This is a genomic window from Azoarcus olearius (assembly GCF_001682385.1).
Classification (GTDB): domain Bacteria; phylum Pseudomonadota; class Gammaproteobacteria; order Burkholderiales; family Rhodocyclaceae; genus Azoarcus; species Azoarcus olearius.
Map to the genome: position 1 here is coordinate 1,527,519 of NZ_CP016210.1, position 13,009 is coordinate 1,540,527.

A 13,009-nucleotide genomic window follows, 5' to 3' on the forward strand; every position below is an offset into this window, starting at 1 on the left:
AATGAAACATCCAGAGATCTGCATCCAGTGGCCGCATGCTGATGAGTACATAGGCATCAATACTGACCATCTGGATGGTCACGCGCACATCACCAAGACACGCGAGTTCAAGAGAGAGACTGATGAAGTAATTGACCTGCTGCCAGACTGCGTGATTCAACGGGATGAGTCTGGGAGTACAACGTTTGTGCTGACCTACCGTAAGGAGAAGCATCCGGAGCTAGAAGGATCGGCGTACAGGATGTTATGGGGTGTGTCGACTATTAGAATCGAACCGGGGCAGGAGCACGGAAAGACAGAATGGGAAAGCTCTGAAATCGGGGATGACAGCGGATATGCGCGCTGGGCAAGAGTCTCAGAAGTCATCAGCAAGCGGGTAGAATATGAGATTACGAAACGAATTAAAAGAAAACAGCAGAAATTCAAAGATCATCTATTGCGGGGCAGCCAAGCCTGTGCTGTAACGGGAGAAACAACGATAGAGATCCTTGATGCGGCCCATATCGTCGACTCGGCAGCAGGTGGGGCAGAAACCGAGGAGAACGGGCTGTTGCTTAGAACAGATATTCATCGCTTATGGGATTGCGGCTTGATCGAAATCGATCCGGAGGGTGAGGTTCGCATCATTGGGGTGCTTTCGAAAGGGTATTTGAAGCTTATTGAGGGGCGGCGAATTCCAAGAGTTACCTTGGAACGTACAAAAACTGCCTTGCAGAAAAGATGGGATGAGCGACTCTCCAAAGAGTAGGTGTGGCCCAGGGCTCCCGCGGCTACGCGAATAGCATCAAACGGAGAGCTGTGTGTGGCCACCTAATTTTGGCAAACGCTTGATATCACGTAGGTGGCTATCCCGCCCACCTTCCTGCATTCATGCGGGACGCGTAGCTGCTGGAGCCCTGAGGTGTGGCCGACCAACACGCGCATGAGGCCATGGAATATCCAACAAGAATGGCCGGTTGCAGCACTCACCTTTGTCGCCTTTGGGTCGACTCCGGCCGACTGCTGGCAGACAGAATTTCCGTTTGGGCGAGGTGTGAACGGACGACAGGTCTCAATGCTGGCCGAGCGCGAAATCTCGGCCAGAAGCCGTGGGCGTCGATTTTTTTCCAAAGCGGTCATCAGCATGTTATTCCATGCTGTCGAAACCTTACAGTGCGCATGAATGCGCCGCGGGTAAGCCAACCTACTGTTCTGGGCTAGATTCACAGCATGAAAAGAATACTGACAAGCCTCATGGCGTTCAGCGCATCTGTTGCGGAAGCAGACTCTAATCCCTACGCCGTAGAGTCGGCTATTTATAGAGTTGAGCTTCCCTATCCAAACAGCAGCAAGATAGGATTTGGAACTGGCGTTCTTGTTGCTAGAGACAAAATTCTTACCAACTGTCATGTTCTGAGGGGGCACCCTGGTTGGCCTCGGGTAATCCATCGTCAAACAGGCCAGCAGTTCTATGTGACTAAGCATTACCGTCTTGGTGGTCATGACGCATGCATTCTCGGTGGTGGCTTCGCTGGCACTCCCGTTCGGCTCAACCCTGATATTCATGAAGGCGAGAATGTATGGATTTTTGGTTACCCAGCAGGTTTGCCTGTAGTGGGGCAAGGAACAGTCGAGGGACTCGTTGATACCGACGCTGGGAAGTCCATTCTTTTGGCTGCATTTTGTGCTCCGGGTTCGTCCGGCGGTCCCGTGATCAATGTAAAGGGCGAACTCGTAGGACTGAATTGGGGTGTTTTCCGATATCAGAATCAGTGCCTTTCTATTCCGGCATCCTTCTTTCGACCATATCTGACCGCCGGGTGATAGTGCTTCGAAAAAGTAAATCCGCAGAGAATTAGCTGTCTCCCCTGTCGCGGCCTGTGCCTCAAATTGCCATAAGAAAACGTTCGCGCAACCGCTCGACGACTTCTTGCTCCCCCCTCAACCGAAACACCGCCCCTTCATCCTCCGCCCGTTCCTCCAGCACTTCGCAATTCGCGTAAATCTCCTTCCGCAATTGCTGCGCCGACCACGGTAGCAGCAATTCAGCCTCCACCAGATCACGCTGGAAGAAAGCCACGATGGTCTGCCGTAGCTTCGCCACCTCATCCGGCCGACGCGCGCTCATGACGATGCAGTCGGGGTACTTGGCGCGCAGCGCGGCTTCGCATTCGGCCTGTGCTGCGGCGTCGCCGACGTGGTCGATCTTGTTGAAGACGCGGATGCGCGGGATGTCCTGGGCGTCGATTTCTTCCAGCACCTTGTCGGTGACTTCGAGCTGGCGTTCGAAGCCGGGGTCGCTGGCGTCGATGACGTGCAGCAGCAGGGCGGCGTCCAGCGCTTCGTCCAGGGTGGATTTGAACGAGGCCACGAGGCCGTGCGGCAGGTTCTTGATGAAGCCGACGGTGTCGCTGACCAGCACGCGCGGCACGCTTGCCGGGTAGAGGGTGCGCACCGTGGTGTCGAGCGTGGCGAAGAGCTTGTTGGCGACCAGCACCTCGCTGCCGGTGAGCGCGCGCATCAGCGTGGATTTGCCGGCGTTGGTGTAGCCGACCAGGGCCACGTTGGCGAGGCTCTGGCGGCCCTGGCGGCGGGCGCGCTGGGTTTTTCGCTCGGCTTCCATGGCGACGATTTCGAGCTGCAGTTCGGCGATGCGGTCGCGGATCTTGCGGCGGTCGAGTTCGGTGTGCGATTCGCCGGCGCCGCGGCCGCCCACGCCGCTGCGCTGGCGCCCCTGCGGCCCGGCGAGCTTGGCGGCTTCGCGCAGGCGCGGTGCCATGTAGCCGAGGCGGGCGATTTCCACCTGCGCCTTGGCGGCGCGCGAGCGCGCGTTGCGGTGGAAGATTTCGAGGATGACCATGGTGCGGTCCATCACCTCGCAGCCGGTTTCCAGTTCGAGGTTGCGCGCCTGCGAGGGCGAGATTTCGTGGTCGACCAGCAGCGCCTCGATTTCGCCGGTGCGCGGCACGGTGGCGTTGGGCGCGGCGTCGAAGCCGGCTTGGCTGCTGACGAAGTCGCGGATTTCCTGCCGCTTGCCCACGCCCAGATAGCCGGTGGTGTCGAAGCCGCCGCGCTTCTGCACGAAGGTGTGGACCACCTGGTAGCCGAGCGTCTTGGCCAGTTCGCGCAGTTCGGCGAGCGAGGCTTCGAATTCGGCGTCGCTGACGTTGGGGAGTTGGACCGAGGCGGCGATGGCGTAGCGCGGTTTGTCGGCGAGGTCTTTTTGCATGCGGGCGCGGGTGGAGCGGCAGTAGGTGGAGATGCTGCCGGATGAAGCCACGGGCCCGGCAGGTACGACGATGGAGTCGCAAAAGTGAAAAACCCGCAGAGCCATCCGGCTGTGCGGGTTCTTCGGTATGAGTGGCGGAGAGGGTGGGATTCGAACCCACGGTAGGCTTGCACCTACGCCTGATTTCGAGTCAGGTACATTCGACCACTCTGCCACCTCTCCGCGTCCCTTCAGCGCTGGGCGCCAGAGGGAGCGCGCATTATACGCAGCTTCGCGAAAAGTGGGCGCTTTTTTATCGGGGCGGGTTGACGGGGCCGGGCGGCACGGAAATCGGCGCAGGATTTGCCGGAAATCGGCGGGCTGAAGCAGAATCTGCGTCCCCGAGACTGCCCGAGCCTGCGTTGCGCCTCTTCTTCTGCCTGTTCTTCGCATTATTGCTGTCCGCCTGCGGTCGCGAGGCGCCGACGCGCATTGCCGACTTCCGGACGCTGGGCGAACTGCGGGTGGCGACGCGGCTGGATGCGATTTCCTACCGCGAGGAGGGGGACGGCGCCACCTCCGGGTTCGAACACGACCTGCTCGTCCAGTTGGGCCAGGCGCTGGAGGTGCCGGTCCGCTTCGTGGTGTATCCGGACAGCGTGCGTGCGCTGGACGCAGTGATCAAGGGCGAGGCGCATCTTGCCGCGGCGGGGTTGGCGCGCAACGACCGCCTGCCGCTGGCGTGGTCCGCGCCCTTGCGCGAGGTGGATTTCGTGCTGGCGGGGCGCAGCGACGGGGACGATATCGGGCGCGAGGCGGACCTTGCCGGCCGCACGGTGACGGTGCGGCGCGGCTCGCTGGCGGCCGAGGCGTTGGAGCAGATCCGGCGCCGCGTGCCGAGCTTGCGCGTGAACTATGCGCAGCGCGCGGAGGACTCGGCGATGCTGGAGCAACTCGCGGCGGGTCAGGCTGATCTGGTGGCCACCGACCGGGTGCATTACGCGCTGGCGGCGCAGATCCATCCCGAACTGAACATCGCTTACGACCTGCCGGTTAAATCCCATGTGGCGTGGGCGCTGCCGCGCGAGCAGGGGGGCGTGCTGGGCAAGGCGGTGGCGGAATTCCTGGATGGCGCGCAGGGCAATGGGTTGATCGCGCGTAGCGCGGACCGCTACTTCGGCTATGTGCGCCGCCTGACCGACGTCGATATCGAAACCTTCCTCGGCCGCATCCGCGAACGGCTGCCGCAGTTCCGCCCGCATTTCCACGAAGCGCAGGCCCGCACCGGCATCGACTGGCGCTACCTGGCGGCGCTGTCGTACCAGGAGTCGCACTGGGACCCGCTGGCGACCTCGCGCACCGGCGTGCGCGGCATCATGATGCTGACCGCCGATACCGCGGACCGGTTGGGGGTGGCGGACAGGCTGGACCCGCGCCAGAGCATTCTCGGCGGCGCGCGCTACCTCGCGATGATCCGCGAGCAGTTGCCCGACGAGATCGAGGAGCCGGACCGCTCGTGGATGGCGACCGCGGCCTACAACCTGGGCATGGGCCACATGAACGGCGCGCGCGCCATCGCGCGTACGCTGGGCAAGGACGATGCGTCGTGGTGGGAGATGAAGTCGGTGCTGCCGCTGCTGTCGCGCCAGGACTACGCCGCGCGGCTGAAGGCCGGCCCGGCGCGCGGCGGCGAGGCGGTGATCATGACCGAGAACATCCGCAACTATCACGACATTCTGATGCGCATCGAAGCGCCGTTCGACCCGCGCAAGGCGGTGCCCAAGCTGCGCCTGACCGCGGGCGACCTCTAGCGCCCGGCGCGGGCCGCGTCGCGCTGCTCAAGCCGGCGGCTGGCGCGTGACAGCGCGAAGCAGCCGGTCCAGTAGATCGCGCCGATGAAGACATAGCCTTCCAGCTGGTAGCTGCGCCATTCGGCATCGCCCGCCAGCGCGATTTCCAGCGCGCCGGTGAGTTCGTAGAGGCTCACCACCACCACCAGCGACGTGTCCTTGAACAGGTTGATGAAGCTGTTGGCGATCGACGGTGTGGCGTTGCGCAGCGCCTGCGGCAGCAGGATGTGGCGCTGCGTCTGCCACCAGCCAAGGCCGAGCGCGGCGGCCGCCTGGCGCTGGCCGTCGGGGAGGGCGAGCAGCGCACCGCGGATCGCCTCCGCCAGGTAGGCGGCGGCGAACAGCGTGATCGCCACCTGCACCCGGAACAGCACATCCACCTGCCAGTCGGCCGGCAGCAGCAGCGGCACCAGGAAGGAGGCGAGGAACAGCGCCGGCACCAGCGGCACGCTGCGGATCAATTCCACATACACCGAACTCACCGCGCGCATCGCCGGCAGCGGACCGCTGCGGCCCAGCGCCAGCACGATGGCGAGCGGAAACGCGGTGGCGATGCCGCCGACCGCCAGCATCAGCGTCAGCGGCAGGCCGCCCCACAGTTCGGTGGGCACCGGCGCCAACCCTGCGACGCCGCCGCCCATCAACAAGGGGAAGAGCGCGATCGCCACCACCCATGCGAGGGCGACCCGTCGCCAGCGGCGGTTGCCATCCGGCCGTGGGCGGCTGCCGGCGGCGCGCAGGGTGGCGACGATGGCGACCAGCAGGATCGCGGTGGCCAGCAGCGGCCGCCACTGCGCATCAAAGGGATAGCGGCCGAACAGGATGGCGCGGTGTTTTTCGGCGACGACGCCCCAGCAGGCGCCGGCGGCGGCTTCGCAGCGCGCGGCGTCCGCCACCCACACCGCGTCGATCACCGCCCAGCCGACCACGCGCTGGCCGAGCCAGAGCAGGGCGGCGAGGATCAGCACGGTGGCGAGCGCCGACCACGGGCTGTCGAAACAGCGGCCGCGCAGGCCGGCGAGGGCGGATAGAGCGGGCGTCTTCATGCGTAGGCCCAGCGCCGCCAGCGGTGTTCCAGCAAATGGGCCAGCCCGATGCCGAGCGCGCAGATCAGCACATACACCGCGACCACGATGGCGATGCACTCCACCGCGCGGCCGGTCTGGTTGAGCGTGGTGTTGGCGATCGACACCAGGTCGGGATAGCCGATCGCCACCGCCAGCGAGCTGTTCTTGATCAGGTTGAGCGCATGGTTGGCGAGCGGCGGCACGATGGCCGGCAGCGCCTGCGGCAGCGTGATGTGGCGCAGGATCTGGCCGCGCCGCAGGCCGAGCGCGGCCGCCGCTTGCGCTTGGCCGGCGGACACCGCCTGCACGCCGGCGCGCACCGATTCGGCGATGTAGCTGGCGGTGTAGGTGGCCAGGCCGATGAAGAGCGCGAGGTATTCGGGCGACAGCTGCGCGCCGCCGCTGATCGAGAAGCCGCCGCGCTCCGGCAGCTCGATGCCGTCGGCGGCGGGCCAGGGCAGGGCGAGGCCGCTCTTGCCGAGATACACATGGGGCAGCAGTTCGATGGCCTGCGCCGCCGGCGGCAGCACCGCGGTCAGCACGAAGTACCAGGCCAGCAACTGCAGCAGCAGCGGGATGTTGCGCAGCGTCTCCACATAGGCCGTGCAGCAGGCGCGCAGCAGCGGGTTGTGGGCGATGCGGCCGAGGCCGACCAGGAAGCCGATCGCGAGCGCCGCGAGCGTGGCCGGCAGTGCCACCCGCAGCGTGTTGGCGAGGCCCACGCCGAAGGCCTTCAGGTAGCTTTCCCCCGGGTCGAAGGCGGGCACGCCTTCCGAAATCCAGAAGCCCGCCGACTGCAGCAGGAAGTCGAAGCCGCTGTGGATGCCGCGTTCGCGCATATGGCCCGCGGCGGTGGCGGCGAGCAGCCACAGGCCGCTGGCGATCAGCGCGACCAGGCCGAGCTGCAGCAGCAGGCCGCGGCGGGCGCCTGCCGGCGTGGCCGGGCGCCGCGTCACCGCAGCGGCGGGGCGTACATCAGGCCGCCCTGGCTCCACAGCGCGTTCTGGCCGCGCGGCAGGCGCAGCGGCGAGCCGGCGCCGAGGTTGCGTTCGAAGACTTCGCCGTAGTTGCCGACGGCGCGCACCGCGCGATAGGCCCACTGTGCGTCCAGCCCGAGCGGCTTGCCCAGGTCTTCGGTCTTGCCGAGCAGGCGGCCGACCGCCGGATCGCCGCCCGCCGCCTGCTTGTCGGCGTTGTCGCGGGTGACGCCGAGTTCTTCGGCCTCGATCAGCGCGTAGACCACCCACTTGACGATGGTGAACCACTCGTCGTCGCCACGCCGCACGATGGGGCCGAGCGGCTCCTTCGAGATGGTCTCGGGCAGGATGAGGTAGTCGTCCGGCTTGGGCGCTTCGCCAGCGCGGATGCCGGCGAGGCTGGAGGCGTCGGTAGTGTAGGCGACGCAGCGGCCGTTGAAGAAGGCCTTCAGCGAGGCGTCGAACTTCTCGAACACCACCGGCTTCACCCGGATGCCCTGGCGGCGGAAGTAGTCGGCGAGGTTCTTCTCGGTGGTGGTGCCGGACTGCACGCAGATTTCGGCGTCGCGCAGCTGCTTGGCGCTCGTCACCTTGATCGACTTGGGCACCAGGAAACCCTGGCCGTCGTAATAGGTGATGGCGGTAAAGGCGAGGCCGAGCGAGGCGTCGCGGGTCAGCGTCCAGGTGGTGTTGCGCGACAGGATGTCGACCTCGCCCGCCTGCAGCGCCGAAAAGCGCTGCTGCGAGCCGAGCGGCACCCACTTCACCTTGCTGGCATCGCCCAGCACCGCGGCGGCGAGCGCGCGGCAGACGTCGACATCCAGCCCGCTCCAGTTGCCGCGGCTGTCGGTGGCGGAAAAGCCGGGCACGCCGGAACTGACGCCGCAGGCGAGTTCGCCCTTGCGCTTGATCTGGTCGAGCGTGGCGCCCGCGTGGGCGGCGGTGGCGGACAGCGTGGCGGCGAAGGCAAGCGCAACGGCGGGCGCGATCCGTCTGAGGGACTTCTTCATGGCGACGAGGGGTGATGCGGGAACCGGGGAAGGCCGATTCTTGCACGATTGGCGGCGCGCGGGCGTTTGCCGGCGGCATTGCGCCGCCGCCGCGCTGCCGGCGCCGTCCGCGCGGCGCCTGCGTTTACTGCGTCGACACCTTGGGGAACACCGCGTCACGCACGCGGGATTCGGTGAGCGCGGGCGAGCAGCATTCGATGAAGCGCAGCGCATAGCCGCGCAGGTAGTGGCCGCGGCGCAGCGAGATCCAGGTGGTGTTCATCTCGAACAGGCCCTTGCTGTCGAGCAGCTTGAGGCCGGCGTCGCGCTGCGGGTGAAAGGCCATCGCGGCGATGATGCCGACGCCGTGGCCGAGTTCGACATAGGCCTTGATCACGTCGGCGTCGAGCGCGGACATCACGATGTCCGGCGTGATGCCGGCGCGCGCGAACGCGGCGTCGATGCGGGTGCGGCCGGTAAAGCCCTCGTGGTAGGTGATGATCGGGTATTCCGCCACCGCTTCCAGCGTCAGCGGCTGCACGCGCGTCAGCGGGTGGTCTTCGGGCACGATCAGCGTGTGCTGCCACTGGTAGAAGGGGAAGCTCACCAGGTCGTCTTCCTCGCCCAGCGCCTCGGTGGCGATGCCGATATCCACCTGGCCGCTGCGCAGCAGCGAGACGATTTCCTTCGGGCCGCACTGGTGGAGTTCCAGATGCACCTTCGGAAACTCCTCCTTGAAGCGCGTCACCACCGGCGGCAGCGCGTAGCGGGCCTGGGTGTGGGTGGTGGCGATGGCGAGATGGCCCTTGTCCTTCTGCGCGAACTGCTCGCCCAGGCGCTTGATGTTCTGCGTGTCGAGCAGGATGCGCTCGACGATGGGCAGCAGCTCCTTGCCTGGCTCGGTGAGGCCGAGCAGGCGTTTGCCGCGGCGCACGAACAGCTCCACGCCGAGTTCGTCCTCCAGATCCTTGATGTGCTTGGAGACGCCGGACTGCGCGGTGTAGAGCGCGTTGGCGACCTCGGTGAGGTTGAAGTTGCGCCGTACCGTCTCGCGCACGATGCGCAGTTGCTGGAAGTTCATGATCAGGCCGCCTCGCGCGGGAATACGCGCAGTTGGGAAGGCACCAGGCGCACGCGCTGGCCTTCGGCGAGCGGCAGCGTGGTCAGGCGCTCGCGGGTGAGCACCACCTCGTAGTGGCGCGGCAGGCCGCTGTCGCCCTCGGCTTCGACCGCGTCGAGTTCCACCCGCACGCTGGCGCCGAAGGCGAGCACGCGCGCGACGATGGCATCGACGCCGTTGGGCGCGGCGAGGTCGGTGACGATGTCGAGTTCGTGCGGACGGGCGAAGCCGACCACATCGACGCCGTGCTCCGCATCGCGGCCGTCGTGCGGCAGCACTGCCTCGCCGACGCGCACATGCTCGCCTTCCACGCGGCCGTGGAAGAGATTGACCGCGCCGAGGAAGCCATACACGAAGGGGGTCGCCGGGTGCTCGTAGACCTCTTGCGGGGTGCCGACCTGTTCGACCTTGCCCTTGTTCATCAGCACCACGCGGTCGGCCACTTCCAGCGCTTCTTCCTGGTCGTGGGTGACGAAGATGGAGGTGACGTGGAGTTCGTCGTGCAGCCGGCGCAGCCAGCGGCGCAGTTCCTTGCGCACCTTGGCGTCGAGCGCGCCGAAGGGTTCGTCGAGCAGCAGCACGCGCGGTTCCACCGCGAGCGCGCGGGCGAGCGCGATGCGCTGGCGCTGGCCGCCGGAGAGCTGCGCCGGGAAGCGGTCGGCCAGCCAGTCGAGCTGCACCAGTTCGAGCAGGCGATGGACGCGCTTCCTGATCTCGGCTTCGTTCGGGCGTTCCTTGCGCGGCTTGACGCGCAGGCCGAAGGCGACGTTCTCGAACACCGTCATGTGGCGGAACAGCGCGTAGTGCTGGAACACGAAGCCGACCTGGCGCTCGCGCACGTGGGTGCCGGAGGCGTCTTCGCCTTCGAGGATGACGCGGCCGGAATCCGCCGTTTCCAGCCCCGCGATGACGCGCAGCAGCGTGGTCTTGCCGCAGCCGGAGGGGCCGAGCAGGGCGACCAGTTCGCCGCTGGGGAAGTCGAGCGAGACGTCGTTCAGCGCGGTGAAGCTGCCGAACTGCTTGTGGATGTTTTCGACCTGGATGCTCATGCGGGCTTCCTTTATTCCGATTCGGTATGCGTGCGGCCGACCTTCCACTCGATGAAGGATTTCAGGCCCAAGGTCACCAGCGCCAGCAGCGCCAGCAGGGAGGCCACCGCAAAGGCGGCCGCAAAGTTGTATTCGTTGTAGAGAATCTCGACGTGCAACGGCATGGTGTTGGTCTGGCCACGGATATGGCCGGAGACCACGCTGACCGCGCCGAATTCACCGAAGGCGCGCGCGTTGCACAGGATTACCCCGTACAGCAGGCCCCACTTGATGTTGGGCAGCGTCACCCGCCAGAAGGTCTGGAAGCCGGAGGCGCCGAGTACCACCGCGGCTTCTTCCTCCTCGCGGCCCTGCGCTTCCATCAGCGGGATCAACTCGCGCGCGACGAAGGGGAAGGTGACGAACACCGTTGCCAGCACGATGCCGGGCACGGCGAAGATGATCTTCACGTCGTGCGCGGCGAGCCAGCCGCCGAACCAGCCGTGGGCGCCGAACAGCAACACGTAGATCAGGCCCGCCACCACCGGCGACACCGAGAACGGCAGGTCGATCAGCGTGGTGAGGAAGTGCTTGCCGCGGAATTCGAACTTGGCGATCGCCCACGCCGCGGCGACCCCGAACACCAGGTTGAGCGGCACCGCGATCGCCGCAGTGATCAGTGTGAGCTTGATCGCCGCGAGCGCGTCCGAGTCCGACAGCGAGGTGAGATAGGTCACCCAGCCCTTGCGCAGCGCTTCGGCGAACACCGCGATCAGCGGCAGCAGCAGGAACAGTGCGAAGAAGCTGAGCGCCAGCCCGAGAATGGTCCATTTCACCCACGGCGCTTCGCGCGTCGCGGAGTTGTCTTCGTAACGGCGGGCGTCGGCCCGGCCGTGCAGTACGCCAGCGGCGGCGGCCATCAGCGGTTCCTCCCGGTCCGTTTCGCACTCCACGCCTGCAGCAGGTTGATCAGCAGCAGCAGCGCGAAGGAGATCACCAGCATCACCACCGCGATCGCGGTCGCGCCGGTGTAGTCGTATTGCTCGAGCTTGGTGATGATCATCAGCGGCGTGATCTCCGACACCATCGGGATGTTGCCGGCGATGAAGATCACCGAGCCGTATTCACCCACCGCGCGCGCGAAGGCGAGGGCAAAGCCGGTAAGCAGCGCCGGCAGCAGAATGGGCAGGATGACCTTGGTGAAGGTCTGCCACCGGTGGGCGCCGAGGCTGGCGGCGGCTTCTTCCAGTTCGGTTTCCAGGTCTTCCAGGATGGGTTGCACCGTGCGCACGACGAAGGGCACGCCGATGAACACCAGCGCCACCAGCACGCCGAGCGGGGTGAAGGCGACCTTGATGCCGAGCGGGGCGAGCTTGCTGCCGATCCAGCCGTTGCCCGCGTAGAGCGCGGTGAGGGCGATGCCGGCAACCGCGGTGGGCAGCGCAAAGGGCAGGTCGACCAGGGCGTCGATCAGCTTCTTGCCGGGGAAGGTGTAGCGCACCAGCGCCCACGCGAGCATCAGCCCGAACACGGCGTTGATTGCCGCCGCGAGCAGTGAGGCGCCGAACGAGAGTTTGTAGGAGGCGACCACGCGGGGGCTGGTGACGACGGCCCAGAACTCCGCCCAGCCGAGGCTGGCGGTCTTCAGGAAGACCGCCGCCAGGGGGATCAGCACGATCAGCGACAGATATACCAGGGTGTAGCCGAGCGACAGTCCGAAGCCCGGCAACACGCGGGTCTGGCGCGTGGGGTTGAGGAAGCTTGCAGCCGACATCAGCGGTTCACCACGATCTGGTCATAGATGCCGCCATCGGCGAAATGCTTCTTCTGCACCTCGCTCCAGCTGCCGAGCAGTTCTTCCACCTTGAAGGCCTTGACCGGCGGGAAGCGGTCCGCATTGGCCTTGAGCAGCGCTTCGGAGCGCGGGCGGAACCAGTGCTTGGCGATGATCTTCTGGCCCTCGTCGGTGTACAGGAAGTCGAGGTAGGCCTTGGCTTCCGTTGCGGTGCCGCGCTTGGCGACCACGGTCTCGACCACCGCGACCGGCGGGCTGGCGTCGATCGTGATGCTCGGATAGACGACATCGAACTGGCCGGCGCCGAGTTCGCGCGCGATCTGAGCGGCTTCGTTCTCGAAGGTCACCAGCACGTCGCCCAGCTCGCGCTGGGTGAAGGTGGTGGTGGCGCCGCGGCCGCCGCCATCCAGCACCGGCACGTTGCGGAACAGCTTGGTGACGAAGTTGCGCGCGTCCGCTTCGGAGCCGCCCTTGGCGATCACGCTGCCCCAAGCGGCCAGGTAGGTGTAGCGGCCGTTACCCGAGGTCTTGGGATTGGGCACGATGACCGACAGGCCAGGCTGGGCGAGGTCGCTCCAGTCCTTGATCTTCTTCGGGTTGCCCTTGTGCACCAGGAACACGGAGTAGGTGGTGTAAGGCGTGGCGTCATGCGGGAAGCGCTTGCGCCAGTCGGCGGCCACCAGCTTGCCGCGCTCGACCAGGATGTCGATGTCGGTGGACTGGTTCATCGTCACCACGTCCGCCTCCAGCCCCGCGGCCACCGACAGCGCCTGCTTGCTGGAGCCGCCGTGCGACTGGTTGATGGTGATGTCCTTGCCGGTCTTGGCCTTGTACCAGCTCGCGAACGCCGGGTTGATCTCCTTGTACAGCTCGCGGGTGACGTCGTACGAGGCGTTGAGCAGCGTGGTCTGCGCGCTGGCAAGCGAGGCGCTGCCAAGGCCGAAGGCGAGCACAGAAGACAGCAGCAGGGTGCGGAGTGCGGGTTTCATGAGGCGA

The 13,009-nt window shown here is 65.9% G+C and carries 12 protein-coding genes and 1 tRNA gene; 3 read left to right on the forward strand and 10 right to left on the reverse strand.

All coding sequences use genetic code 11. From position 1 onward, the window contains the following. Position 1: 1 nt before the first annotated feature. Together dqs_RS20450 and dqs_RS20455 are read left to right on the forward strand one after the other, a co-directional pair. Positions 2 to 748 (forward strand): HNH endonuclease signature motif containing protein, encoded by a 747-nt coding sequence (locus tag dqs_RS20450; RefSeq protein ID WP_084018292.1) that lies wholly within the window; start codon positions 2 to 4, stop codon positions 746 to 748. A 461-nt stretch (positions 749 to 1,209) separates the two neighbouring features. Next, positions 1,210 to 1,803, forward strand: coding sequence for a S1 family peptidase (locus tag dqs_RS20455; protein WP_084018294.1), 594 nt, complete (start codon positions 1,210 to 1,212; stop codon positions 1,801 to 1,803). Positions 1,804 to 1,864: 61 nt separating this feature from the next. On the opposite strand, the gene hflX is transcribed toward dqs_RS20455, so the two are convergent. Next, positions 1,865 to 3,259 carry a GTPase HflX gene (hflX, locus tag dqs_RS07105; RefSeq protein WP_169823507.1) on the reverse strand — a complete coding sequence of 465 codons (1,395 nt, stop codon included), beginning with the start codon at positions 3,257 to 3,259 and terminating at the stop codon, positions 1,865 to 1,867. An 81-nt stretch (positions 3,260 to 3,340) separates the two neighbouring features. After that, positions 3,341 to 3,430 (reverse strand) — tRNA-Ser (locus tag dqs_RS07110). A gap of 179 nt (positions 3,431 to 3,609) precedes the next feature. Between dqs_RS07110 and mltF the strand changes: the two genes are divergently transcribed. Then, entirely contained in the window at positions 3,610 to 4,998 is a 1,389-nt protein-coding gene (gene mltF / locus dqs_RS07115; protein WP_065340054.1) for a membrane-bound lytic murein transglycosylase MltF, read from the forward strand. Here the strand turns inward: mltF and dqs_RS07120 are convergent. The 8 genes from dqs_RS07120 to dqs_RS07155 form a co-directional block, all read right to left on the reverse strand. After that, positions 4,995 to 6,083 (reverse strand): amino acid ABC transporter permease, encoded by a 1,089-nt coding sequence (locus tag dqs_RS07120; RefSeq protein ID WP_065340055.1) that lies wholly within the window; start codon positions 6,081 to 6,083, stop codon positions 4,995 to 4,997. The two genes, mltF and dqs_RS07120, sit on opposite strands and share 4 nt — an antisense overlap. Next, complete coding sequence (locus dqs_RS07125) at positions 6,080 to 7,060, reverse strand: ABC transporter permease subunit (RefSeq protein WP_221405625.1); 981 nt, start codon at positions 7,058 to 7,060, stop codon at positions 6,080 to 6,082. The genes dqs_RS07120 and dqs_RS07125 overlap by 4 nt, the downstream gene beginning before the upstream one ends. Next, positions 7,057 to 8,091, reverse strand: coding sequence for an amino acid ABC transporter substrate-binding protein (locus dqs_RS07130; RefSeq protein WP_065340057.1), 1,035 nt, complete (start codon positions 8,089 to 8,091; stop codon positions 7,057 to 7,059). Before dqs_RS07130 ends, dqs_RS07125 begins: the two co-directional genes overlap by 4 nt. Before the next feature lie 124 nt (positions 8,092 to 8,215). Beyond that, the gene (locus dqs_RS07135; protein ID WP_011765065.1) at positions 8,216 to 9,151 is read right to left on the reverse strand and encodes a CysB family HTH-type transcriptional regulator; all 936 of its coding nucleotides are present in this window, start codon (positions 9,149 to 9,151) and stop codon (positions 8,216 to 8,218) included. Positions 9,152 to 9,153: 2 nt separating this feature from the next. Further along, on the reverse strand, positions 9,154 to 10,239 hold the full coding sequence (locus dqs_RS07140) for a sulfate/molybdate ABC transporter ATP-binding protein (protein ID WP_011765066.1): 1,086 nt from the start codon (positions 10,237 to 10,239) through the stop codon (positions 9,154 to 9,156). Between the two features lie 11 nt (positions 10,240 to 10,250). Then, positions 10,251 to 11,138 (reverse strand): sulfate ABC transporter permease subunit CysW, encoded by an 888-nt coding sequence (cysW, locus tag dqs_RS07145; RefSeq protein WP_011765067.1) that lies wholly within the window; start codon positions 11,136 to 11,138, stop codon positions 10,251 to 10,253. Beyond that, positions 11,138 to 11,992 (reverse strand): sulfate ABC transporter permease subunit CysT, encoded by an 855-nt coding sequence (cysT, locus tag dqs_RS07150; RefSeq protein WP_011765068.1) that lies wholly within the window; start codon positions 11,990 to 11,992, stop codon positions 11,138 to 11,140. The genes cysW and cysT overlap by 1 nt, the downstream gene beginning before the upstream one ends. Then, on the reverse strand, positions 11,992 to 13,002 hold the full coding sequence (locus tag dqs_RS07155; protein ID WP_011765069.1) for a sulfate ABC transporter substrate-binding protein: 1,011 nt from the start codon (positions 13,000 to 13,002) through the stop codon (positions 11,992 to 11,994). The genes cysT and dqs_RS07155 overlap by 1 nt, the downstream gene beginning before the upstream one ends. Positions 13,003 to 13,009: the final 7 nt, after the last annotated feature.